General features: G+C 58.8%; 20 protein-coding genes and 3 tRNA genes. 21 read left to right on the forward strand and 2 right to left on the reverse strand.

All coding sequences use genetic code 11. The annotated features are described in order from the left end of the window. Positions 1-50: 50 nt before the first annotated feature. From carB to DKB71_RS04275, 3 genes are read left to right on the forward strand one after another with little or no spacing between them, the layout of a single operon-like run. Positions 51-3,272 carry a carbamoyl-phosphate synthase large subunit gene (carB, locus tag DKB71_RS04265; RefSeq protein ID WP_274074073.1) on the forward strand — a complete coding sequence of 1,074 codons (3,222 nt, stop codon included), beginning with the start codon at positions 51-53 and terminating at the stop codon, positions 3,270-3,272. A 2-nt stretch (positions 3,273-3,274) separates the two neighbouring features. Then, the gene (greA, locus tag DKB71_RS04270; protein WP_274074139.1) at positions 3,275-3,751 is read left to right on the forward strand and encodes a transcription elongation factor GreA; all 477 of its coding nucleotides are present in this window, start codon (positions 3,275-3,277) and stop codon (positions 3,749-3,751) included. A gap of 28 nt (positions 3,752-3,779) precedes the next feature. After that, complete coding sequence (locus DKB71_RS04275) at positions 3,780-4,184, forward strand: MFS transporter (protein ID WP_274074072.1); 405 nt, start codon at positions 3,780-3,782, stop codon at positions 4,182-4,184. Between the two features lie 9 nt (positions 4,185-4,193). Here DKB71_RS04275 and DKB71_RS04280 read toward each other — a convergent pair whose 3' ends face one another. After that, positions 4,194-4,502 carry a YhbY family RNA-binding protein gene (locus tag DKB71_RS04280; RefSeq protein WP_007942889.1) on the reverse strand — a complete coding sequence of 103 codons (309 nt, stop codon included), beginning with the start codon at positions 4,500-4,502 and terminating at the stop codon, positions 4,194-4,196. Between the two features lie 101 nt (positions 4,503-4,603). Between DKB71_RS04280 and rlmE the strand changes: the two genes are divergently transcribed. From rlmE to DKB71_RS04365, 17 genes are all read left to right on the forward strand, one after another. After that, positions 4,604-5,233 (forward strand): 23S rRNA (uridine(2552)-2'-O)-methyltransferase RlmE, encoded by a 630-nt coding sequence (gene rlmE / locus DKB71_RS04285; RefSeq protein WP_274074071.1) that lies wholly within the window; start codon positions 4,604-4,606, stop codon positions 5,231-5,233. A gap of 201 nt (positions 5,234-5,434) precedes the next feature. Next, entirely contained in the window at positions 5,435-7,345 is a 1,911-nt protein-coding gene (ftsH, locus tag DKB71_RS04290; protein ID WP_020796530.1) for an ATP-dependent zinc metalloprotease FtsH, read from the forward strand. An 8-nt stretch (positions 7,346-7,353) separates the two neighbouring features. Continuing rightward, positions 7,354-8,205 (forward strand): dihydropteroate synthase, encoded by an 852-nt coding sequence (gene folP, locus DKB71_RS04295; RefSeq protein WP_408599711.1) that lies wholly within the window; start codon positions 7,354-7,356, stop codon positions 8,203-8,205. A gap of 16 nt (positions 8,206-8,221) precedes the next feature. Beyond that, positions 8,222-9,559, forward strand: coding sequence for a phosphoglucosamine mutase (gene glmM, locus DKB71_RS04300; RefSeq protein WP_274074069.1), 1,338 nt, complete (start codon positions 8,222-8,224; stop codon positions 9,557-9,559). A 66-nt stretch (positions 9,560-9,625) separates the two neighbouring features. After that, positions 9,626-10,381 carry a triose-phosphate isomerase gene (gene tpiA, locus DKB71_RS04305; RefSeq protein WP_408599712.1) on the forward strand — a complete coding sequence of 252 codons (756 nt, stop codon included), beginning with the start codon at positions 9,626-9,628 and terminating at the stop codon, positions 10,379-10,381. 4 nt (positions 10,382-10,385) lie between these two features. Continuing rightward, on the forward strand, positions 10,386-10,769 hold the full coding sequence (gene secG / locus DKB71_RS04310) for a preprotein translocase subunit SecG (protein WP_017336473.1): 384 nt from the start codon (positions 10,386-10,388) through the stop codon (positions 10,767-10,769). A 22-nt stretch (positions 10,770-10,791) separates the two neighbouring features. Beyond that, positions 10,792-10,877: transfer RNA gene (locus DKB71_RS04315), tRNA-Leu, on the forward strand. A gap of 97 nt (positions 10,878-10,974) precedes the next feature. Beyond that, positions 10,975-11,051, forward strand: a tRNA-Met gene (locus tag DKB71_RS04320). A 138-nt stretch (positions 11,052-11,189) separates the two neighbouring features. Further along, on the forward strand, positions 11,190-11,648 hold the full coding sequence (gene rimP, locus DKB71_RS04325; RefSeq protein WP_007915250.1) for a ribosome maturation factor RimP: 459 nt from the start codon (positions 11,190-11,192) through the stop codon (positions 11,646-11,648). 59 nt (positions 11,649-11,707) lie between these two features. Next, positions 11,708-13,189, forward strand: coding sequence for a transcription termination factor NusA (gene nusA, locus DKB71_RS04330; RefSeq protein ID WP_274074067.1), 1,482 nt, complete (start codon positions 11,708-11,710; stop codon positions 13,187-13,189). A gap of 27 nt (positions 13,190-13,216) precedes the next feature. Continuing rightward, positions 13,217-15,742: a translation initiation factor IF-2 gene (gene infB, locus DKB71_RS04335; RefSeq protein WP_408599713.1), complete on the forward strand. Its 2,526-nt coding sequence runs from the start codon at positions 13,217-13,219 to the stop codon at positions 15,740-15,742. A 159-nt stretch (positions 15,743-15,901) separates the two neighbouring features. After that, positions 15,902-16,303, forward strand: coding sequence for a 30S ribosome-binding factor RbfA (gene rbfA, locus DKB71_RS04340; protein WP_008057429.1), 402 nt, complete (start codon positions 15,902-15,904; stop codon positions 16,301-16,303). Between the two features lie 3 nt (positions 16,304-16,306). Further along, positions 16,307-17,224 carry a tRNA pseudouridine(55) synthase TruB gene (gene truB, locus DKB71_RS04345; RefSeq protein WP_274074065.1) on the forward strand — a complete coding sequence of 306 codons (918 nt, stop codon included), beginning with the start codon at positions 16,307-16,309 and terminating at the stop codon, positions 17,222-17,224. 115 nt (positions 17,225-17,339) lie between these two features. Then, positions 17,340-17,609 (forward strand): 30S ribosomal protein S15, encoded by a 270-nt coding sequence (gene rpsO, locus DKB71_RS04350; protein WP_046820615.1) that lies wholly within the window; start codon positions 17,340-17,342, stop codon positions 17,607-17,609. 206 nt (positions 17,610-17,815) lie between these two features. Continuing rightward, a complete protein-coding gene (gene pnp, locus DKB71_RS04355; RefSeq protein WP_007915263.1) occupies positions 17,816-19,921 on the forward strand; it encodes a polyribonucleotide nucleotidyltransferase in 2,106 nt (701 codons plus the stop codon). 167 nt (positions 19,922-20,088) lie between these two features. Continuing rightward, positions 20,089-20,164: transfer RNA gene (locus tag DKB71_RS04360), tRNA-Thr, on the forward strand. A 134-nt stretch (positions 20,165-20,298) separates the two neighbouring features. Continuing rightward, on the forward strand, positions 20,299-20,604 hold the full coding sequence (locus DKB71_RS04365; RefSeq protein ID WP_274074064.1) for a DUF6388 family protein: 306 nt from the start codon (positions 20,299-20,301) through the stop codon (positions 20,602-20,604). 51 nt (positions 20,605-20,655) lie between these two features. On the opposite strand, the gene nadC is transcribed toward DKB71_RS04365, so the two are convergent. Continuing rightward, the gene (nadC, locus tag DKB71_RS04370; protein WP_274074063.1) at positions 20,656-21,504 is read right to left on the reverse strand and encodes a carboxylating nicotinate-nucleotide diphosphorylase; all 849 of its coding nucleotides are present in this window, start codon (positions 21,502-21,504) and stop codon (positions 20,656-20,658) included. Positions 21,505-21,725: 221 nt separating this feature from the next. On the opposite strand from nadC, the gene DKB71_RS04375 reads away from it, so the two are divergent. Beyond that, complete coding sequence (locus tag DKB71_RS04375; RefSeq protein ID WP_408599714.1) at positions 21,726-23,297, forward strand: DUF1631 family protein; 1,572 nt, start codon at positions 21,726-21,728, stop codon at positions 23,295-23,297. Positions 23,298-23,352 lie beyond the last annotated feature (55 nt).

Raw genomic sequence — 23,352 nt, forward strand, 5'->3', positions numbered from 1 at the left:
ATTGAACAAGACGGCTTGCCGACTGACCTGCGGATTTGAGTGACAAACCCATGCCAAAACGTACAGACATTAAAAGCATCCTGATTCTCGGCGCTGGCCCGATCGTTATCGGCCAGGCCTGCGAATTCGACTACTCCGGCGCCCAGGCCTGCAAAGCCCTGCGCGAAGAGGGTTACCGCGTCATCCTGGTGAACTCCAACCCGGCCACCATCATGACCGACCCGGCCATGGCCGACGCCACCTACATCGAGCCGATCAAGTGGCAGACCGTTGCCAAGATCATCGAGAAGGAGCGTCCGGACGCGCTGCTGCCAACCATGGGCGGCCAGACTGCACTGAACTGCGCCCTGGACCTGGAGCGTGAAGGCGTTCTCGAGAAGTTCGGCGTAGAAATGATCGGTGCCAACGCCGACACCATCGACAAGGCTGAAGACCGTTCGCGTTTCGACAAGGCGATGAAGTCCATCGGCCTGGCGTGCCCGCGTTCCGGTATCGCCCACAGCATGGAAGAGGCCAATGCGGTCCTCGAGAAGCTTGGCTTCCCGTGCATCATCCGTCCGTCCTTCACCATGGGCGGCACCGGTGGCGGTATCGCTTACAACCGTGAAGAGTTCGAAGAAATCTGCGCCCGCGGCCTGGACCTGTCGCCGACCAAAGAGCTGCTGATCGACGAATCGCTGATCGGCTGGAAAGAATACGAGATGGAGGTTGTCCGCGATAAGAAGGACAACTGCATCATCGTCTGCTCCATCGAAAACTTCGACCCGATGGGCGTGCACACCGGTGACTCGATCACCGTGGCACCGGCACAGACCCTGACCGACAAGGAATACCAGATCCTGCGTAACGCCTCCCTGGCGGTACTGCGCGAGATCGGCGTGGAAACCGGCGGTTCCAACGTTCAGTTCGGCATCTGCCCGAACACCGGCCGCATGGTTGTGATCGAGATGAACCCGCGTGTATCCCGCTCGTCGGCACTGGCTTCGAAAGCCACCGGCTTCCCGATTGCCAAGGTCGCGGCCAAACTGGCTGTGGGCTACACCCTGGACGAGCTGTCGAACGACATCACCGGCGGCAAGACCCCGGCGTCCTTCGAGCCGTCCATCGACTACGTCGTGACCAAGCTGCCACGTTTCGCCTTCGAGAAATTCGCCAAGGCTGACGCGCGCCTCACCACTCAGATGAAGTCGGTCGGTGAAGTCATGGCCATCGGCCGTACTTTCCAGGAATCCCTGCAGAAAGCCCTGCGCGGCCTGGAAGTAGGCGTTTGCGGCCTGGACGAGAAGGTTGACCTGAGCAACCCGGAAAGCATGAGCGTGCTCAAGCGCGAGCTGACCGTGCCGGGCGCCGAGCGTATCTGGTACGTGGCGGACGCCATGCGCGCCGGCATGAGTGTTGAAGACATCTTCGGCATGACCATGATCGATCCGTGGTTCCTGGTACAGATGGAAGACCTGATCAAGGACGAAGAGAAGGTCAAGACCCTGGGTCTGACCAGCATCGACCGCGACCTGATGTTCCGCCTCAAGCGCAAAGGCTTCTCCGACATGCGCCTGGCCAAGCTGCTGGGTGTGACCGAGAAGAGCCTGCGTGCTCACCGCCACAAGCTGGAAATCTTCCCGGTCTACAAGCGCGTCGACACCTGCGCCGCCGAGTTCGCCACCGATACCGCGTACCTGTATTCGACGTACGAAGAAGAGTGCGAAGCCGCGCCATCGGGCCGCGACAAGATCATGATCCTGGGCGGCGGTCCTAACCGTATCGGCCAGGGCATCGAGTTCGACTACTGCTGCGTACACGCGGCACTGGCCCTGCGCGATGACGGGTACGAGACCATCATGGTCAACTGCAACCCGGAAACCGTTTCCACCGACTACGACACCTCCGATCGCCTGTACTTCGAACCAGTGACCCTGGAAGACGTGCTGGAAATCGTCCGCGTCGAGAAGCCAAAAGGCGTGATCGTCCAGTACGGCGGCCAGACCCCGCTGAAACTGGCCCGTGCCCTGGAAGCCGCAGGCGTGCCGATCATCGGCACCAGCCCTGACGCCATCGACCGTGCCGAAGACCGCGAGCGCTTCCAGCAGATGGTCCAGCGCCTGAACCTGCGTCAGCCGCCAAACGCCACCGTGCGCAGCGAAGACGAAGCGATTCGTGCAGCCGCCAAGATCGGTTACCCGCTGGTGGTGCGTCCGTCCTACGTATTGGGCGGTCGTGCGATGGAAATCGTCTACGAAGAAGAAGAACTCAAGCGCTACCTGCGTGAAGCGGTTCAAGTGTCCAACGACAGCCCGGTGCTGCTGGACCACTTCCTCAACTGCGCCATCGAAATGGACGTGGATGCGGTCTGCGACGGTAAAGACGTCGTCATCGGCGCAATCATGCAGCACATCGAGCAGGCTGGCGTTCACTCCGGTGACTCGGCATGCTCGCTGCCGCCGTACTCGCTGCCGGCGCACATCCAGGACGAGATGCGCGAACAGGTCAAGAAAATGGCCCTGGAGCTGGGCGTGGTCGGCCTGATGAACGTTCAGTTGGCGCTGCAAGGCGAAGACATCTACGTCATCGAAGTCAACCCGCGTGCTTCGCGTACCGTACCGTTCGTGTCCAAGTGCATCGGTGTTTCCCTGGCGATGATCGCCGCACGCGTGATGGCCGGTAAAACCCTGAAAGAGCTGGGTTTCACCAAGGAAATCATCCCGAACTTCTACAGTGTGAAAGAGGCGGTGTTCCCATTCGCCAAATTCCCTGGTGTTGACCCGATCCTCGGCCCGGAGATGAAGTCCACCGGTGAAGTGATGGGCGTGGGCGACACCTTCGGTGAAGCATTCGCCAAGGCCCAGATGGGCGCCAGCGAAGTGCTGCCGACCGGCGGTACTGCGTTCATCAGTGTTCGTGATGACGACAAGCCACTGGTTGCGGGCGTGGCCCGTGATCTGATCAACTTGGGCTTCGAAGTGGTTGCCACTGCCGGTACCGCCAAGCTGATCGAAGCGGCAGGCCTGAAAGTGCGCCGCGTGAACAAGGTGACCGAAGGGCGTCCGCACGTAGTCGACATGATCAAGAATGACGAAGTCACCCTGATCATCAACACCACTGAAGGCCGTCAGTCGATCGCTGACTCCTATTCCATTCGTCGCAACGCGCTGCAGCACAAGATCTACTGCACCACGACCATTGCTGCTGGCGAAGCGATCTGCGAAGCGCTGAAGTTCGGTCCCGAGAAGACCGTACGCCGCTTGCAGGATCTACACGCAGGATTGAAGGCATGAGCATAACCAAGTACCCGATGACCGTTCAGGGCGCTCGCGCCCTGGAAGAAGAACACACTCACCTGACCAAGGTCGTTCGTCCGAAGCTCAGCCAGGACATCGGTACGGCCCGTGAGTTGGGTGACTTGAAGGAAAACGCCGAATATCACGCTGCTCGCGAGCAGCAGGGTATGGTCGAGGCGCGGATTCGTGACATCGAAGGCCGGATCCAGAATCAGGTCATCATCGATGTCACGACCATTCCTCACACCGGCAAAGTGATCTTCGGCACCACCGTTGAAATCGCCAACGTCGAGACGGATGAGCGCGTCACCTACCACATCGTGGGAGAGGACGAGGCAGACTTCAAACTCGGCAAGATTTCGGTGGGCGCACCCCTGGCCCGTGCCTTGATCGGCAAGGAAGAGGGTGATGTGGTTGCAGTAAAAACGCCAAGCGGCGTTATCGAGTACGAGATTGTCGAAGTCCGTCACATCTGAAGCCAGGCGCCCGCTGCATGCGGGCGCCATGCTCTGGCAGCTGGCCCAGATGTTGTGGGTCGGCGGCCTGTGGCTGGTACATCTGGGCTTGCAGCCGGTGTTGGGCCGAATTGGCCTGGCACCGTTGCTGATCGATGAGATCGCCGGCTTGTTCGAAACCATGGTGGTGATGTTTGCCGCCGTGTGCGTGATCTTTCAGGCTTTGGTGCTGGTACAGGCCAATGGCCTTGCCAGTCTATGGCGGGATTTTCGTGGGCAGGTGTTGCTGATCGCGTTGTGCGCGTGTGCGATGTTTGTCGCGGTGCTTGTCGGCTGGCCTGATGCGCAGCGCTGGCAGGTGTTCAGCTATATGGTCCTGGGGTTCTCGGGATTGGTGCTGATCATGCAGCCGGTACCCGGATGGAGTGGCAGGGTGCGCGAAGCACACCCTTGACCCTTGTCATCACTTGAAGCGATGGACGTTCGACAGCTGCTTGTTGACGCTGAAGTTCTTGCGGTAAATCAGTGCCATCTTGCCGATGACCTGTACCAGATCCGCTTTGCCAACCTTGCACAGCTCGGCAATGGATGCCAGGCGCGATTCGCGATCGAGGATGTTGAGCTTGATCTTGATCAGCTCGTGATCCGCCAATGCGCGTTCGAGTTCGGCTAACACACCTTCAGTCAAACCGTTGTCAGCCACAATCAAAACTGGTTTCAGATGGTGGCCAATGGATTTGTACTGTTTCTTCTGCTCTTGAGTGAGCGGCATAATCTGACCCTTTCGTCTGGATTCTGTAAAATGGCGGCCATTTTACCCGAGGGTTCGTGGATCCGCCCAACTAATCACGACCCTTATCATCGAGGTGCCCGATGGCGCGTTCCAAGACAAGCCTTGAGTGGCTGAAAAGACATGTCAATGATCCCTATGTGAAGCAAGCGCAGAAGGACGGGTACCGCTCGCGTGCGAGTTACAAGCTTCTGGAGATCCAGGAGAAGTACAAGCTGATCCGTCCGGGCATGAGCGTTGTCGACCTGGGTGCGGCGCCCGGTGGCTGGTCGCAGGTCACCAGCCGGCTGATCGGTGGCCAGGGTCGTCTGATCGCCTCGGACATCCTGGAAATGGACGGCATTCCGGACGTGACTTTCATCCAGGGTGACTTCACCCAGGACGAAGTGCTCGCCCGGATCCTTGAGGCCGTCGGTAATTCGCAGGTGGACCTTGTGATTTCCGATATGGCCCCCAATATGAGTGGTACGCCTGAAGTGGACATGCCCAAAGCCATGTTCCTGTGCGAGCTGGCACTTGATTTGGCTGAGCGGATACTCAAACCTGGTGGTAATTTCGTGATCAAGATCTTTCAGGGCGAAGGTTTCGATGTCTACCTGAAGGACGCTCGCAAGAAATTCGACAAGATCCAGATGCTCAAGCCGGACTCTTCGCGTGGCAGCTCTCGCGAGCAATACATGCTGGCTTGGGGCTATCGCGGTCGCAGTGAGTAAAACGAGGTTTTTTGGCGGGGTGATAGGTTTTTCGTATTTCGCCTCGCGTGCATAAGCGAATATTGTGTAGAAAGTGTTTCACAAAGGGTTACAGACGGCGCCTGCCAGAGTTGTAGGTAATGTAGTAAGTTAGGCCGGTGAATATCATGCGAAGCGCGCGCCAACGCGGCGCTTGCTTCAGAGGGTAGTTAATTGAACGATATGGCAAAGAATCTGATCCTGTGGTTGATCATCGCGGCTGTCCTGGTGACGGTGATGAACAACTTCTCCAGCCCTAACGAGCCGCAGACCCTCAACTATTCCGACTTCATCCAGCAGGTCAAGGATGGCAAGGTCGAGCGCGTGGCGGTTGATGGCTACGTGATTACCGGCAAACGCAACGATGGCGACAGCTTCAAGACCATTCGTCCGGCAATCCAGGACAACGGCCTGATCGGCGACCTGGTGGACAACCACGTCGTGGTCGAAGGCAAGCAGCCTGAGCAGCAAAGCATCTGGACTCAACTCCTGGTGGCGAGCTTCCCGATCCTGGTGATCATCGCGGTGTTCATGTTCTTCATGCGCCAGATGCAGGGCGGTGCCGGTGGCAAGGGTGGCCCTATGAGCTTCGGCAAGAGCAAGGCGCGCCTGCTCTCCGAAGACCAGGTGAAAACCACCCTGGCAGACGTTGCAGGTTGCGACGAAGCCAAGGAAGAAGTCGGCGAGCTGGTCGAGTTCCTGCGTGATCCGGGCAAGTTCCAGCGCCTGGGTGGCCGCATTCCTCGCGGCGTACTGATGGTCGGTCCTCCGGGCACCGGTAAAACCTTGCTGGCCAAGGCGATTGCCGGCGAAGCCAAGGTGCCTTTCTTTACCATTTCCGGTTCCGATTTCGTCGAAATGTTCGTCGGTGTCGGTGCCAGCCGTGTTCGCGATATGTTCGAGCAGGCCAAGAAACACGCGCCATGCATCATCTTCATCGATGAAATCGACGCCGTCGGTCGCCACCGTGGTGCCGGCATGGGCGGTGGTCACGATGAGCGCGAGCAGACTCTCAACCAGTTGCTGGTGGAGATGGACGGCTTCGAAATGAATGACGGCATCATCGTGATTGCCGCGACCAACCGTCCCGACGTACTGGACCCTGCGTTGCTGCGTCCAGGCCGTTTCGACCGTCAGGTCGTGGTCGGTCTGCCGGATATCCGTGGTCGCGAACAGATTCTCAAGGTCCACATGCGCAAAGTGCCAATGGGTGATGACGTCGCTCCGGCCGTGATCGCTCGTGGTACCCCTGGTTTCTCCGGTGCCGACCTGGCCAACCTGGTCAACGAGGCGTCGTTGTTCGCTGCCCGTGCCGGCAAGCGCATCGTCGAGATGAAAGAGTTCGAACTGGCCAAAGACAAGATCATGATGGGTGCCGAGCGCAAATCCATGGTCATGTCCGAGAAAGAAAAGCAGAACACCGCTTATCACGAAGCTGGCCACGCCATTGTCGGTCGCGTCGTGCCTGAGCATGATCCGGTGTACAAGGTCTCGATCATCCCGCGCGGTCGTGCGCTGGGTGTGACCATGTTCTTGCCGGAGGAAGATCGCTATAGCCTGTCCAAGCGCGCACTGATCAGCCAGATCTGCTCGCTCTACGGTGGCCGTATCGCTGAAGAAATGACCCTGGGCTTCGATGGCGTCACCACCGGTGCATCGAACGACATCATGCGTGCCAGCCAGATTGCGCGGAACATGGTGACCAAGTGGGGCCTTTCCGAGAAGCTTGGTCCGCTGATGTACGCCGAAGAAGAGGGCGAAGTGTTCCTCGGTCGCGGCGGCGGTGGCCAGAGTGCAAGTTTCTCCGGTGAGACAGCCAAGCTGATCGACTCCGAAGTGCGCAGCATCATCGACCAGTGCTACGGCACGGCCAAGCAGATTCTCACGGACAACCGTGACAAACTCGACGCCATGGCCGATGCCCTGATGAAGTATGAAACCATCGATGCCGAGCAGATCGACGACATCATGGCTGGACGCACCCCTCGCGAACCTCGCGACTGGTCGGGCGGTACCGGTACATCCGGCACCCCTCCGGCAGTGCAGGGCGAACGTCCGGAAACACCTATCGGCGGTCCCGCTGCTGACGTTTAAGGTTTGAAATGACTTTTGTTCAGTCCTCGACCCGGTTGCCTTGCGGCAACCGGGTTCTTGATTTGGCCCAGACGCATGTCATGGGCATTCTCAATGTCACTCCCGATTCTTTCTCCGATGGTGGTCAATTCAGCCAGCTCGATGCGGCGTTGCGCCATGCCGAAGCCATGGTCGCGGCTGGCGCCACATTGATCGATGTCGGCGGCGAGTCCACTCGTCCGGGCGCCAGGGCGGTTTCTCCGCTCGAAGAGCTGGAGCGCGTGGCGCCGATCGTCGAGCGGATCCACCGTGAGCTGGATGTGATCATCTCCGTTGATACCTCCACACCCGCGGTCATGCGCGAAACAGCGCGACTCGGTGCCGGCTTGATCAATGACGTGCGTTCGTTGCGCCGCGAAGGAGCGCTGGATGCGGCGGCGGCTACCGGCTTGCCCGTGTGCCTGATGCACATGCTCGGTGAGCCGGGTGACATGCAGGACAACCCGCACTACCAGGACGTCACCCAAGAGGTGGGCCAGTTTCTTGCCGAGCGCATGGCTCAATGCGCAGCGGTGGGCATTCCGGCTGAGCGGATCATTCTCGATCCGGGTTTTGGCTTCGCAAAAAACCTGCAGCACAATCTAAGCTTGTTCAAGCACATGGAAGCCTTGCATGCCTTGGGGCGCCCGCTGTTGGTTGGGGTGTCGCGCAAGAGCATGATCGGTCAGGCGTTGAATCGTCCCGTCGGGGAGCGCCTGTACGGCGGTCTTGCCCTCGCGGCGCTGGCATCGCACAAAGGTGCGCGTATATTGCGTGTCCATGACGTAGCTGAAACAGTTGATGTGGTGAAAATGATCACCGCCGTGGAATCAGCCGAATAAGAAAGATGGAGTAATTATGACTAAGAAATATTTTGGCACCGACGGTATTCGTGGTCGGGTCGGCGTTTATCCGATCACTCCTGACTTCATGCTCAAGCTGGGCTGGGCTGCCGGCATGGCGTTCCGCAAGATGGGTGCGTGCAAGGTGCTGGTAGGCAAGGACACGCGGATTTCCGGGTACATGTTCGAATCGGCACTCGAGGCCGGGCTGACGTCTGCGGGTGCCGACGTGATGCTCCTGGGCCCGATGCCGACGCCGGCCATCGCGTACCTGACGCGCACCTTCCATGCTGAAGCCGGCATCGTGATCAGTGCGTCGCACAATCCCCATGACGACAATGGCATCAAGTTTTTCTCCGGGAAGGGCACCAAGCTTCCCGATGAAATCGAGCACATGATCGAAGAGCTGCTCGATACCCCGATGACCGTGGTTGAGTCGAGCAAGATCGGCAAGGTCTCGCGAATCAATGACGCCTCCGGTCGTTATATCGAATTCTGCAAGAGCAGCGTGCCGACCGGCACCAGCTTTGCCGGCCTGAAGGTCGTCATCGACTGCGCTCACGGTGCCACGTACAAGGTGGCGCCGAGCGTATTCCGCGAGCTGGGTGCCGAGGTCGTGGTCCTGTCTGCGCACCCCAATGGCTTGAATATCAACGACAACTGCGGTTCGACCCACATGGGCCAGCTTCAGGCTGCCGTGCTGGCCGAGCATGCCGACCTGGGTATCGCGTTCGACGGTGACGGTGATCGCGTGCTGATGGTCGATCACACCGGTGCCATCGTCGACGGCGACGAACTGCTGTACATCATCGCTCGCGATCTGCATGAGCAGAACAAGCTGCAAGGCGGTGTGGTCGGTACATTGATGAGTAACCTGGGGCTGGAGCTCGCCCTGGCGGACCTGGCGATTCCCTTCGTGCGCGCCAACGTCGGTGACCGTTATGTGATCGCTGATCTGCTGGAACGCAACTGGCTGGTGGGTGGCGAGAACTCGGGGCATATCGTGTGCTTCCATCACACCACCACCGGTGACGCAATCATTGCCGCGCTGCAGGTGCTGATGGCATTGAAGACTCGCTCCCAGGGCCTGGCAGAGGCACGCCAGGCATTACGCAAGTGTCCTCAGGTGTTGATCAACGTGCGTTTCGGCGGCGGTGCAAACCCGCTAGAGCATGCGTCGGTTAAGGAAGCCAGCGAGCGTGTTACCCAGGCCATGGCGGGTCGCGGGCGGGTTCTGTTGCGCAAGTCCGGGACAGAGCCGCTGGTGCGTGTGATGGTCGAAGGCGAAGACGAAACCCTGGTTCGCGGCTACGCCGAAGAGCTGGCAAAACTGGTTACTGAAGTTTCTGCCTGAATTCGGCTTGCCAGCCTCGATTGTGTTGGGTAACATCTGCGCCCACTTTGACCGACGAGGTACAGCATGCGTCGCCCTATGGTAGCTGGTAACTGGAAGATGCACGGTACCCGCGCCAGCGTCGCTGAGCTGATCGACGGCCTATGTGACTTGGCCTTGCCGAGCGGTGTTGAGGTAGCGGTGTTCCCGCCTTTGTTGCATATCAGCCAAGTGGTTGATGGCTTGAAAGGAAAGTCGGTTTCGATCGGCGCGCAGAATTCTGCGGTGGAATCCGGACAAGGTGCACTGACCGGTGAGGTCTCGCCAAGTCAGTTGGTGGATGCAGGTTGTTCCCTGGTGCTTGTCGGGCACTCCGAACGCCGCCAGATAATGGGCGAGCAGGACGAAGTGCTGATTCGCAAGTTTGCAGCGGCACAGGCAAGCGGTCTGGTTCCGATGTTGTGCATAGGGGAAACCCTGGAGCAGCGTGAAGCCGGCAAGACCCTTGAAGTTGTCTCGCAGCAACTGGGCAGCATCATCGACGAGCTGGGTGTCGGTGTGTTTGCCAAGGCAGTAATCGCTTACGAGCCGGTCTGGGCCATTGGCACCGGGCTGACTGCTTCGCCGCAACAGGCGCAGGATGTGCACGCAGCCATCCGCGCACAGTTGGCGGCAGAGAATTCTGAAATCGCACAAGGTGTGCGGCTTCTATACGGCGGCAGCGTGAAGGCGGCCAATGCGGTCGAACTGTTCGGCATGCCGGATATCGATGGGGGCCTCATTGGTGGGGCTTCCCTGAATGCAGATGAGTTCGGTGCGATTTGTCGCGCCGCGGGAAACTGAAAAAATGCTGGAAACAGTCGTAGTCGTTTTTCATCTGCTGGGTGCATTGGGCGTAGTAGCTCTGGTTTTGCTGCAGCAGGGTAAAGGTGCGGACGCTGGCGCGTCTTTCGGAGCAGGTGCTTCAAATACTGTGTTCGGAAGCCAAGGTTCCTCTACCTTTCTTAGTAAGTTTACTGCTATACTTGCCGCAGGTTTCTTCATAACCAGCTTAGGGTTAGGTTACTTTGCTAAAGAGAAAGCTCACCAGCTGACTCAAGTAGGTTTGCCAAACCCGGCAGTGTTGGAAGTTCCAAAGCAACAACCGGCTTCTGATGATGTCCCGGTGCTTCAAGAGCAAAAGTCGGCTACTCCAGCGACTGACGTACCTCCAGCTCAAGAGCAGAAGTAAGAAGGGTTTCAAACGTAGTATTGCCGAGGTGGTGGAATTGGTAGACACGCAACCTTGAGGTGGTTGTGCCCATAGGGTGTAGGGGTTCGAGTCCCCTTCTCGGTACCAATTAGTCAGGAGAGCCCGCTGTTGCGGGCTTTCTTGCAGGTGGAAGGTTACATTGACCCTGTAGGGGATCGGTCGTATACTTCCGCCCCAGCTTTGTCGCGGGGTGGAGCAGTCTGGTAGCTCGTCGGGCTCATAACCCGAAGGTCGTCGGTTCAAATCCGGCCCCCGCAACCAGTTTAAGGAGCCCCTTTTAAGGGGCTTTTTGTTAGCTGGACACTTCCAGCGCCGCTGTTCGACGGCGTTTCAAGGATGGGCGTTTCGCCCATTTTTTTATTTTGCACAGCATGCACATACATGCACGAGGGGGTTCAGGTGTCGAGCAAGCTAGAAGAGTTGCAGGCCTTGCTGGCCCCGGTGGTCGTGGCCCTAGGCTATGAATGCTGGGGTATCGAGTTTTCGGCTCAGGGTCGTCACTCGATGTTGCGCGTTTATATCGATAAAGAGGGCGGTGTGCTGGTGGACGATTGTGCCATCGTCAGCCGTCAGATCAGCGGTGTACTGGATGTTGAAGATCCGATCTCCGTTGAATACACCCTCGAAGTTTCCTCGCCAGGCATGGAACGCCCGCTGTTCACTCTTGAGCAGTTTGCAAAATTTGCCGGTGAACAAGTGAAGATCAAGCTGCGCTCGCCTTTTGAAGGACGACGCAACTTTCAGGGCCTTCTGCGCGGTGTAGAAGAGCAGGACGTCGTGGTGCAGGTAGATGACCATGAGTTCCTGTTGCCGATCGATATGATCGACAAGGCCAACATTATTCCCAGTTTTGACTGAGGCGTGCCAGATACTGCGGATCCCGCGGATCCAATGGCTTGCGAAAGGCGAGGCGTACGATGAGCAAAGAAGTACTGCTGGTTGTTGAGTCGGTATCCAATGAAAAGGGTGTACCGGCAAGCGTAATTTTTGAAGCGCTGGAGCTGGCTCTGGCCACGGCTACCAAAAAGCGTTTTGAAGACGAAGTTGATCTGCGTGTGGAAATCAACCGCCACACCGGTGCTTACGAAACCTTCCGTCGCTGGACGGTCGTCGAAGAAGAAAACCTGGACGATCCGGCCATCGAAACCTGGCCGAGCAAGGTTGCTGAAACGCACCCTGGCGCCAAGGTCGGTGACGTTGTAGAAGAGAAGATCGAATCGATCGAGTTCGGCCGCATCGCTGCACAGACTGCCAAGCAAGTCATCGTGCAGAAGGTTCGCGAAGCCGAGCGCGCCCAGGTTGTTGACGCTTACCGCGAGCGCCTGGGTGAAATCATCTCCGGCACCGTGAAAAAAGTCACCCGCGACAACGTGATCGTCGACCTGGGTAACAACGCTGAAGCGTTGCTGGCCCGTGAAGACATCATTTCTCGCGAAACTTTCCGGGTTGGCGTGCGCTTGCGTGCGCTGCTCAAGGAAATCCGCACCGAGAACCGCGGCCCACAGTTGATCCTGTCGCGTACCGCGCCGGAAATGCTGATCGAGTTGTTCCGCATCGAAGTGCCGGAAATTGCCGAAGGCCTGATCGAAGTAATGGCTGCGTCCCGTGATCCGGGTTCGCGCGCCAAGATCGCCGTGCGCTCCAAGGACAAACGCATCGACCCGCAGGGCGCTTGCATCGGTATGCGCGGTTCGCGCGTCCAGGCAGTGTCGGGTGAGTTGGGCGGTGAGCGTGTGGACATCGTCCTGTGGGACGATAACCCGGCTCAGTTCGTGATCAACGCCATGTCCCCGGCCGAGGTTGCGGCAATTATCGTTGACGAAGATGCCCATGCAATGGACATCGCCGTCGGCGCAGACAATCTGGCTCAGGCCATCGGTCGTGGTGGTCAGAACGTGCGTCTGGCCAGCCAGTTGACTGGCTGGACCCTGAACGTGATGACCGAATCGGACATCCAGGCTAAACAGCAAGCAGAAACCGGCGACATCCTGCGCAACTTCATCGACGAGCTGGAAGTCGACGAAGAGCTGGCACAGGTGCTGGTCGATGAAGGCTTCACCAGCCTGGAAGAGATTGCCTACGTACCGTTGGAAGAAATGCTCAACATCGACGGCTTTGACGAAGAAATCGTCAACGAGCTTCGCGCTCGTGCCAAGGATCGTTTGTTGACCAAAGCCATCGCTACTGAGGAAAAGCTGGCAGACGCCCATCCGGCCGAAGACCTGCTCTCGCTTGAGGGTATGGACAAGGATTTGGCGATGGAACTGGCGGTGCGCGGCGTAATTACCCGCGAAGACCTGGCCGAGCAGTCTATTGACGACCTGCTCGACATCGACGGCATTGACGATGATCGTGCCGGCAAGTTGATCATGGCCGCCCGAGCCCACTGGTTCGAGTAATTAGGCGCGGCCTGAGGAGAGAAGTGCATGACGCAAGTCACGGTGAAACAACTGGCCGATGAGGTCAAAACACCGGTAGAGCGCCTGTTGCAGCAGATGCGTGAGGCAGGTCTGCCGCACACCGCCGCCGAAGAAAGTGTGACTGACAGTGAGAAGCAATCGTTGCTGACTCACTTGAAAAGCAGCCACAAGGCGAAAGTGGAAGAACCACGCAAGATTACGCTGCAGCGTAAAACCACCAGCACCCTGCGTGTTGCTGGCAGCAAAAGCATCAGCGTTGAAGTACGCAAGAAGAAAGTCTTCGTACAGCGCAGCCCGGAAGAAATCGAAGCCGAGCGCAAGCGTGAACTGGATGAACGTCGCGCAGTAGAAAATGCTGCACGTCAGAAGGCTGAAGAAGAAGCCAAGCGCCGCGCCGAAGAAGAAGCGCGTCGCCAGCCTGCTGCTGCACCGACCGCTCCAGCCCAACCCGTTGCAGCGCCCGCTGCGGTGGCCGAGCCTGTGCGCGAAAGCGCACCGGTCGTGGCAGCCGCTCTGGCACCTGCAGCCGATGCCCGCAAGCGTGACGAACAGCGTCGTCCGGACAAACCACGTGCCGACGACAGCAATCGTCGCGGTAGTGGCGATGGCGAGCGCAAAAACGCTCCGCATCGTGCTTCGGTCAAGGAAAAGGCGCCAGCGCCACGTGTTGCCCCACGTACTACCGACGAAGAAAGCGATGGCTTCCGTCGTGGTGGTCGTGGCAAGGCCAAGCTGAAGAAACGCAACGCCCACGGTTTCCAGAGCCCAACCGGCCCTGTCGTGCGCGAAGTGAAGATCGGCGAAACCATCACTGTTGGCGATCTCGCCCAACAGATGTCGGTGAAGGCTGCTGAAATCATCAAGTTCATGTTCAAACTGGGTACCCCAGCGACCATCAACCAGGTACTGGACCAGGAAACTGCCCAGCTGGTTGCCGAAGAGCTGGGCCACAAAGTGACCCTGGTCAGCGACACCGCCCTGGAAGATTCCCTGGCCGAGTCCCTGAAGTTTGAAGGCGAGGCTGTTTCCCGTGCACCAGTCGTGACCGTAATGGGCCACGTTGACCACGGTAAGACTTCCCTGCTCGACTACATCCGTCGTGCCAAGGTAGCTGCTGGCGAAGCCGGTGGTATCACCCAGCACATCGGTGCGTACCACGTTGAAACCGACCGTGGCATGGTGACGTTCCTCGACACCCCTGGTCACGCCGCGTTTACCGCAATGCGTGCCCGTGGTGCCAAGGCGACCGACATCGTGATCCTGGTGGTTGCAGCGGACGACGGCGTGATGCCGCAGACCATCGAAGCAGTTCAGCACGCCAAGGCTGCTGGCGTTCCGCTGGTTGTCGCGGTGAACAAGATCGACAAGCCAGGTGCTGACCTCGATCGCATCCGTAGCGAACTGTCGGTACACGGCGTGACCTCGGAAGAGTGGGGTGGTGACACTCCATTCGTACCGGTCTCGGCGAAGATGGGTACTGGCGTCGACGAACTGCTCGAAGCCGTTCTGTTGCAAGCCGAAGTCCTGGAACTGACCGCTACCCCATCGGCTCCTGGCCGTGGTGTCGTGGTTGAGTCCCGCCTGGACAAGGGCCGTGGCCCGGTGGCTACCGTGCTGGTTCAAGACGGTACCCTGCGTCAAGGCGACATGGTCCTGGTCGGTTCGAACTACGGCCGTGTACGTGCCATGCTCGACGAGAACGGCAAGCCAATCAAGGAAGCCGGTCCGGCCATCCCTGTCGAGATCCTCGGCCTGGACGGTACCCCGGACGCTGGCGACGAGATGAGCGTGGTTGCCGACGAGAAGAAAGCCCGTGAAGTGGCTCTGTTCCGTCAAGGCAAGTTCCGCGAAGTCAAGCTGGCCCGTGCTCACGCCGGCAAGCTGGAAAACATCTTCGAAAACATGGGCCAGGAAGAGAAGAAGACGCTCAACATCGTCCTCAAATCCGACGTCCGTGGTTCGTTGGAAGCGTTGAACGGTGCCTTGAACGGCCTGGGTAACGACGAAGTGCAAGTGCGTGTGGTCGGTGGCGGTGTCGGTGGTATCACCGAATCCGACGCCAACCTGGCACTGGCCTCCAACGCTGTACTGTTCGGCTTCAACGTGCGTGCCGATGCTGGCGCGCGCAAGATCGTCGAGCAGGAAGGTCTGGATATGCGTTACTACAACGTGATCTACGACATCATCGAAGACGTCAAGAAAGCCCTGACCGGCATGCTCGGCAGCGATGTTCGCGAGAACATCCTGGGTATCGCCGAAGTGCGTGACGTGTTCCGTTCGCCGAAGTTTGGCGCGATCGCCGGTTGCATGGTGATCGAAGGTGTCGTTCACCGTAACCGTCCAATCCGTGTTCTGCGTGAAGACATCGTTATCTTCGAAGGCGAGCTGGAATCCCTGCGCCGCTTCAAGGATGACGCGTCGGAAGTACGTGCCGGCATGGAATGCGGTATCGGCGTGAAGAGCTACAACGACGTCAAGGTCGGTGACAAGATCGAAGTCTTCGAGAAGGTTCAGGTTGCTCGCAGCCTCTAACTCGCGCACTTCAAGAGCCGTGATGGCCAGCCGCATGCAATTGCGCGGCGCATCGCCCGGACTCTAAACGCAACGCCCGGTCTGGCTTTTGTCAGGCCGGGCGTTTGCCGCTTTCAGACCACACGGGTTTCACCGTGGGGCAGTAACAGGTAACAAGACATGGCAAAAGAATACAGCCGTACCCAACGTATCGGCGATCAGATGCAGCGCGAGCTGGCACAACTGATCCGTCGTGAAGTCAAAGACCCGCGCGTCGGCCTGGTCACCATTACCGCTGTGGAAGTCAGCCGTGACGTCGGTCACGCGAAGATCTTCATCACCGTAATGGGCCAGGACAGCCACGAAGACATCGCGCAAAGCATCAAGGTGCTCAACTCCGCCGCCGGTTTCCTGCGCATGCAGCTGGCTCGCGAGATGAAGCTGCGCAGCGTTCCGCAGTTGCACTTCCACTACGATGAAAGCGTCGTGCGCGGTGCGCATCTGTCGGCCTTGATCGAGCGTGCAGTAGCCGAAGACAACCAGCACTCGGTTGCGGCACAAGCCGAAGACACCAAGGAGTAATCGGTGGCTCAGGTCAAACGTATCCGTCGTAACGTCAGTGGCATCATCCTGCTCGACAAACCGCTGGGATTCACCTCCAACGCGGCCTTGCAGAAGGTCCGCTGGTTGCTCAACGCCGAGAAGGCCGGGCACACCGGCAGTCTCGATCCGCTGGCCACTGGCGTGTTGCCGCTGTGCTTCGGTGAGGCCACCAAGTTCTCGCAGTACCTGCTCGATTCCGACAAGGGTTACGAAACCCTGGCGCAGCTGGGCAAGACCACCACCACGGCCGATGCCGAGGGTGAGGTTTTGCAGGAGCGCCCGGTGACCGTTGGTCAGGCCGATATCGAAGCTGTGTTGCCGCAATTTCGTGGGCAAATCAGTCAGATACCGCCCATGTACTCGGCCCTCAAGCGTGACGGGCAGCCCCTGTACAAGCTGGCCCGTGCAGGTGAAGTAGTGGAGCGCGAAGCGCGTTCTGTTACTATTACGCGCTTGGAATTGCTGGCCTTCGAAGGTGATACTGCGCGGCTTGCGGTGGATTGCACCAAAGGCACCTATATCCGCACCCTGGTGGAGGATATCGGTGAGCAACTCGGTTGTGGCGCTTACGTTGCAGAACTGCGACGTACCCAGGCCGGGCCTTTCACCCTGGCGCAGACCGTTACCCTCGAAGAGCTGGAAGCGGTACATGCCGAAGGCGGCAACGAGGCGGTCGACCGCTTCCTGATGCCATCGGACAGCGGCCTGCTGGATTGGCCACTGTTGCAGTTCTCGGAAGCGAGTGCGTTCTACTGGCTCAACGGCCAGCCGGTACGCGCCCCGGATGCCCCGAAGTTCGGCATGGTACGGGTACAGGATCACAATGGTCGCTTCATCGGTATCGGTGAAGTGAGCGAAGACGGGCGCATCGCGCCGCGTCGACTGATTCGGTCAGAATGACCGAACGAGTGTGGCTGTTAGCAGGCACGGTCACTACTCATTTTTAGATACAGGGATTTTTCCCTGGCCTGTTGAAACTGTTTTTGAAACAGTTTCCTGATAAAAGGATTGCCACATGGCTCTCGACGTTCAAGAAAAAGCTCAAATCGTAGCTGACTACCAGCAAGCTGTTGGTGACACTGGTTCGCCAGAAGTGCAAGTTGCACTGCTGACCGCCAACATCAACAAACTGCAAGGTCACTTCAAGGCCAACGGTAAAGACCACCACTCCCGTCGTGGTCTGATCCGCATGGTTAACCAGCGTCGTAAGCTGCTGGACTACCTGAAAGGCAAAGACGTGAGCCGTTACAGCGCTCTGATCGGTCGCCTGGGTCTGCGTCGCTAATAAGCGATTGCGCTAGAGGTTGGTTGTCTGTCGTGCGTCAGCGGTTTTCCGCCGGCGCGTGGCAGGCTCCCAGCCTCAAGTTTTATCTGGATATCCGTTTTGCCTGTGTGACACCCAGGACAACCGGTCGGGCCGATTCCCGGCGTTGCCCAAGAATTTCGCAAGAACCCAGTTTCCCCAAGAGCCACAAAAGAAGGTAGGACACCGTGAACCCGGTAATCAAAAAGTTCCAGTTCGGTCAGTCGACCGTCACCCTCGAGACCGGCCGTATCGCCCGTCAGGCCTCCGGCGCAGTATTGGTCACCGTTGACGACGACGTCAGCGTATTGGTGACCGTCGTTGGTGCCAAGCAAGCCGATCCAGGCAAGGGCTTCTTCCCTCTGTCTGTTCATTACCAGGAAAAGACTTACGCTGCCGGTAAGATCCCTGGCGGTTTCTTCAAGCGCGAAGGCCGTCCTTCCGAGAAAGAAACCCTGACTTCCCGACTGATCGACCGTCCGATCCGTCCGCTGTTCCCTGAAGGCTTCATGAACGAAGTGCAGGTTGTCTGCACCGTCGTGTCCACCAGCAAGAAGACCGATCCGGACATCGCTGCGATGATCGGTACCTCGGCTGCCCTGGCCATCTCCGGCATTCCTTTCGATGGCCCGATCGGCGCAGCCCGCGTTGCTTTCCACGAAAGCACCGGCTACCTGCTGAACCCGACTTACGAACAGCAGGCTGCTTCGAGCCTGGACATGGTCGTTGCCGGTACTTCGGACGCCGTGCTGATGGTTGAATCGGAAGCCAAAGAGCTGACCGAAGACCAGATGCTGGGCGCGGTACTGTTTGCTCACGACGAATTCCAGGTTGTGATCAACGCTGTTAAAGAATTGGCCGCTGAAGCTGCCAAGCCAACCTGGACCTGGGCTCCTGCGCCAGAAGCCACCGAACTGCTGGGCGCTATCCGTGCCGAGTTCGGCGAAGCGATCTCCCAGGCCTACACCATCACCGTCAAGGCCGACCGTTACGCTCGCCTGGGCGAGTTGAAGGACCAGGTCGTTGCCAAGCTGTCCGGTGAAGAAGGCCAGCCTTCCTCCAGCGAAGTCAAAGCAGCCTTCGGCGAAATCGAATACCGCACCGTTCGCGAAAACATCGTAAACGGCAAGCCACGTATCGACGGTCGCGACACCAAGACCGTTCGTCCGTTGAACATCGAAGTCGGCGTTCTGCCAAAGACCCACGGTTCGGCTCTGTTCACCCGTGGCGAAACCCAGGCCCTGGTAGTCGCGACCCTGGGCACCGCCCGTGACGCACAACTGCTGGACACCCTGGAAGGCGAGAAAAAAGACCCGTTCATGCTGCACTACAACTTCCCTCCGTTCTCGGTGGGCGAGTGTGGTCGCATGGGTGGCGCTGGTCGTCGCGAAATCGGTCACGGCCGTCTGGCCCGTCGTTCGGTTTCGGCCATGCTGCCTGCCGCTGACGTGTTCCCGTACACCATCCGTGTAGTGTCGGAAATCACCGAATCCAACGGCTCGAGCTCGATGGCTTCCGTTTGCGGCGCTTCCCTGGCCCTGATGGACGCTGGTGTGCCGATGAAGGCGCCGGTTGCCGGTATCGCCATGGGCCTGGTTAAAGAAGGTGAGAAATTCGCCGTCCTGACCGACATCCTGGGTGACGAAGACCACCTGGGCGACATGGACTTCAAGGTAGCCGGTACCGCCAAAGGCGTCACCGCGCTGCAGATGGACATCAAGATCAAGGGCATCACCGAAGAGATCATGGAGATCGCTCTGGGCCAAGCCCTGGAAGCGCGCCTGAACATCCTCGGCCAGATGAACCAGATCATTGGCCAGTCGCGTACCGAACTGTCGGCCAACGCTCCGACCATGATCGCGATGAAAATCGACACCGACAAGATCCGTGACGTCATCGGTAAAGGCGGCGCGACCATTCGTGCGATCTGTGAAGAGACCAAGGCTTCGATCGACATCGAAGACGACGGCTCGATCAAGATCTTCGGCGAAACCAAGGAAGCTGCAGAAGCTGCTCGTCAGCGCGTCCTGGGTATCACCGCTGAAGCCGAAATCGGCAAGATCTACGTCGGTAAGGTTGAGCGCATCGTCGACTTCGGCGCATTCGTCAACATCCTGCCTGGCAAGGACGGTCTGGTTCACATCTCCATGCTGAGCGATGCTCGCGTTGAGAAAGTGACCGACATCCTGAAAGAAGGTCAGGAAGTGGAAGTACTGGTACTGGACGTGGACAACCGCGGCCGTATCAAGCTGTCCATCAAGGACGTAGCAGCAGCGAAGGCTTCGGGCGTTTAATTACTCCCGCGTCTGACCGCTGAACAACAAAGCGCCCCGACTGGTTCGGGGCGTTTTGCTGTGCGCAGATCGCAGCTTATGCAGGAGCTGCCGCAGGGTGCGATCTTTTGATTTTAAACGTGTTCGAAGTTGCCTGACTCCATGGTCAGTGCTAGGTTTAGCCCACTGCCCGTGTAGCTCAGCCGGTAGAGCAGCGCACTCGTAACGCGAAGGTCGCAGGTTCGATTCCTGTCTCGGGCACCAGCGACACGTTGTTTTCAGATGATCCCGAATGGTTCTGAAGGCCAGAAAAACCGGGTTTCAAGCGGTTTTTTTGCGTCAGAGAGATCCTTGATGATCCAGATCCATCTTCCATTCCCCCGATCTAAGAGAACGCCATGACCGTTAAAGAGATGTCCCAGGAAGCAAGGCACGTAGAAGCACTGAAGAAATACGTGTTGGATGCGCCAGAATTGATGGACGAGATCAAGGACCTGCCCGCCGACGATCAGAAAGACCAGATCCAGTGGGCGTTCGAGGATGAAGCCGAAGCCCAGGGCTTGCAGCCGTGGGAACTGACGCTCAAATACACATCAACCCCCGAAGAGTACGAGGCCGAGCGCCTGAAACTGCATAAGGAAGCGGCTGAAGTGTTGGGTGTCGAGTGGGATGAGTACTGCGAGATGAACAATCTGGTGGTCTGACAAAAACGCCGGCCTTCATGAGGCCGGCGTTTTTCGTTCAACGACGCGTGATCAGAGGCTCAGTCGCATCGACAGATCCACAGCCTTCACATCCTTGGTCATCGCCCCAATCGAAATGTAATCCACCCCGGTTTCGGCAATCGGCAGCAATGTGCTTTCGTTGATCCCGCCGCTGGCCTCCAGCTTTGCCTTGCCATCGTTCAGGCGCACGGCTTCGCGCATGTCATCCAGGCTCAGTTCGTCGAGCATGATGATGTCGGCCCCGGCCGCCAGGGCTTCCTTGAGTTCATCCAGGCTTTCCACTTCGATCTCTACCGGCTTGCCCGGTGCAATCTTGTGCGCGGCGGCGATGGCCTGGGGGATGCCTCCGCTGGCGGCGATGTGGTTTTCCTTGATCAGGAAGGCGTCGTACAGGCCGATGCGATGGTTGTGGCAGCCGCCGCAGGTGACCGCGTACTTTTGCGCCAGGCGCAGCCCCGGCAAGGTCTTGCGGGTGTCGAGCAGTTTCACCCGGGTTTCGGCAACGAAGTCTGCCAGTTGCTGCGCGCGAGTGGCGACGCCAGAGAGCATTTGCAGGAAGTTCAGCGCGCTACGTTCGCCCGTCAGCAGCGAGCGGGCCGGCCCTTCGAGGTGGAACAACACCTGGTTGGGCTTTACGCGCTCGCCATCGGCGACCTGCCAATGCACCGCCACCCGTGGGTCCAGCTGCCGGAACACGGTATCGACCCAGGCAGTGCCACAGATGACGGCGGCGTCGCGGGTGATGATGGTGGCTTTGGCCAGGCGTTCGGCCGGGATCAGCTGCGCGGTGATGTCGCCGCTGCCGATGTCTTCGAGCAGCGCGCGGCGCACGTTGGCTTCGATTTCGGCGTTCAAATCGGCGAGACGTAGATTCGGCATAAGCAACTCCACAAACAAAGTGGTCCGATTATAGGGCCATGCTACCGGGCAACCCAAGGCATCAGCATTGTTCCCGGTCGATTCCGTGCCTGATCGACATCCGTGAGACTGTTCTTTTCATGCGCAGCGAGCGTCGGGGTGGCGTTAGGGCTACCTTTATCCGATAATTCGCCTTGGATTTGACGTCACGACTTTGACGGCTGCAGATTTCAGGAGGCTGGATGCACAACGACGGGAATGTGGTGCCTTTGCGCAGGGTCGCTACCGACCAGACGGCGCACCCGCCACTCGCCCGCCTGCCTGTCATCGTCCTGCAGGTTCGCGACAAGGCTACTCAACAGCTCAGGCAGGGCTTGCAGACGCTGTTCGATAATGCCGACGATAGCCTCTTCGAAATGGCTGACCGGGCACTCGATGACGTCGAGCAGAACCTGTTGTTTGAGGCGATGCGCGATTTGCGCTTGAAGCGCAAAAGCATCGAGCGGTTGTTTTTTGAGCAATTCTTCGAGGCGTTCATCAGCCTCGGTCAATGCGACCTCGCTTACAGGGCCCTGCCTCGGTCATTGTCTGCCGATACCCGCGGGGCGCTGCCGGATGACGGGCTGGAGCGTAACCAGGCTGTGGATGCGATGGTCAATCAGGTGCTCTATCGCGACGGATTTGCCCTTGACCAACTCACCGCCCGCCTCAGCACGTTGCTGGGCAGGACGCTGATCGAGCAGAACAATCCCCTGGGGCCGACGATGCTCTGCCAGTGCTTCCTTGGGGCCGGACGCCACCTGGGCGTGGACATCAAGGTCAAGCTGATTATCCTCAAGCTGTTTGATCGCTATGTGCTCAGTGGCGCCGGCCAGCTTTACGCCCAGGCCAACCAACTGCTGGTCGCCACCGGTGTGCTACCTGGCCTCACGCCCGCCCCGACCATCTCCACAACGGATAACGCCAGCGCCGGTACGGTTGCCACGCCAGCAGATCCGCAGGCTGATGAGATCGTGCCCGCGGTACTGGCGGCGCTGCAGGACCTGTTGTTGCAGGTGCGCGCGAGCATTGCCAATTCTCCTGGGCCCGAGGCCGGTGATCATGAGCGCGACAGTCTGTACCGGCGCATCGAGCACGTGGTGCAGCGTTTTTTGGACGAGTTTGTCGACGACCCGGCGATATTTTCTGAACTGCTGAATGAGTTCCTTGCGTTCGCCCGTGACGAACGCCGTCGCAGGGAATTGCTTGAGCAGCGGATTCGTGATGCCGAGGAAAGTCGCGGCAGAACCGCTTTGGCCCGCCAGCGAGTCGAGCAGGCTTTGAATCAGGCGCTGCTGGGCGAGAAATTGCCACAAAGTGTGCTGGGGTTCGTGCAAGACGCCTGGAGCAACGTTTTGCTGATGACCTGCCTCAAGCATGGCCATCTGTCGCTGCCGTGGCAGGCAGATGTGCAGACCATGGTGCAATTGATCTGGAGCGTCCAGCGTCATGACCTGCCCGATGCACAAGAACATTTGTTGACGCTGGTCCCGGGGTTGCTCAAGTCATTGCGCGAGGGACTGAGCAGTTCGGCGTTCGATCCGTTTGCCACGAGCAAGTTTTTCAGCGAGCTGGAGCGCTTGCACGTTCAATCGTTCGAGCATCCAGGGCATTCAGCAGGTGCGACGGCGATGGTCGAGGTGTTGGAGCCATTCACTCTGCCTACGGCTGGGGAAAGTCCCGCCGACACTGCTCGCGTGCTCGAGGATAGCGCATTGTTTGAACGCGCGCTGGCGTCGGTGATCGCAAAACTGCAGCGCCTCAATCGCGTCTAGTGATCGCCCCCGGTGGGCTATCGCGGCATACTGGGTGCCAACACAGTCGTCGTGA

Origin of the sequence: Pseudomonas sp. PLMAX (assembly GCF_046042685.1) — a bacterium.
Lineage (GTDB): Bacteria > Pseudomonadota > Gammaproteobacteria > Pseudomonadales > Pseudomonadaceae > Aquipseudomonas > Aquipseudomonas putida_AE.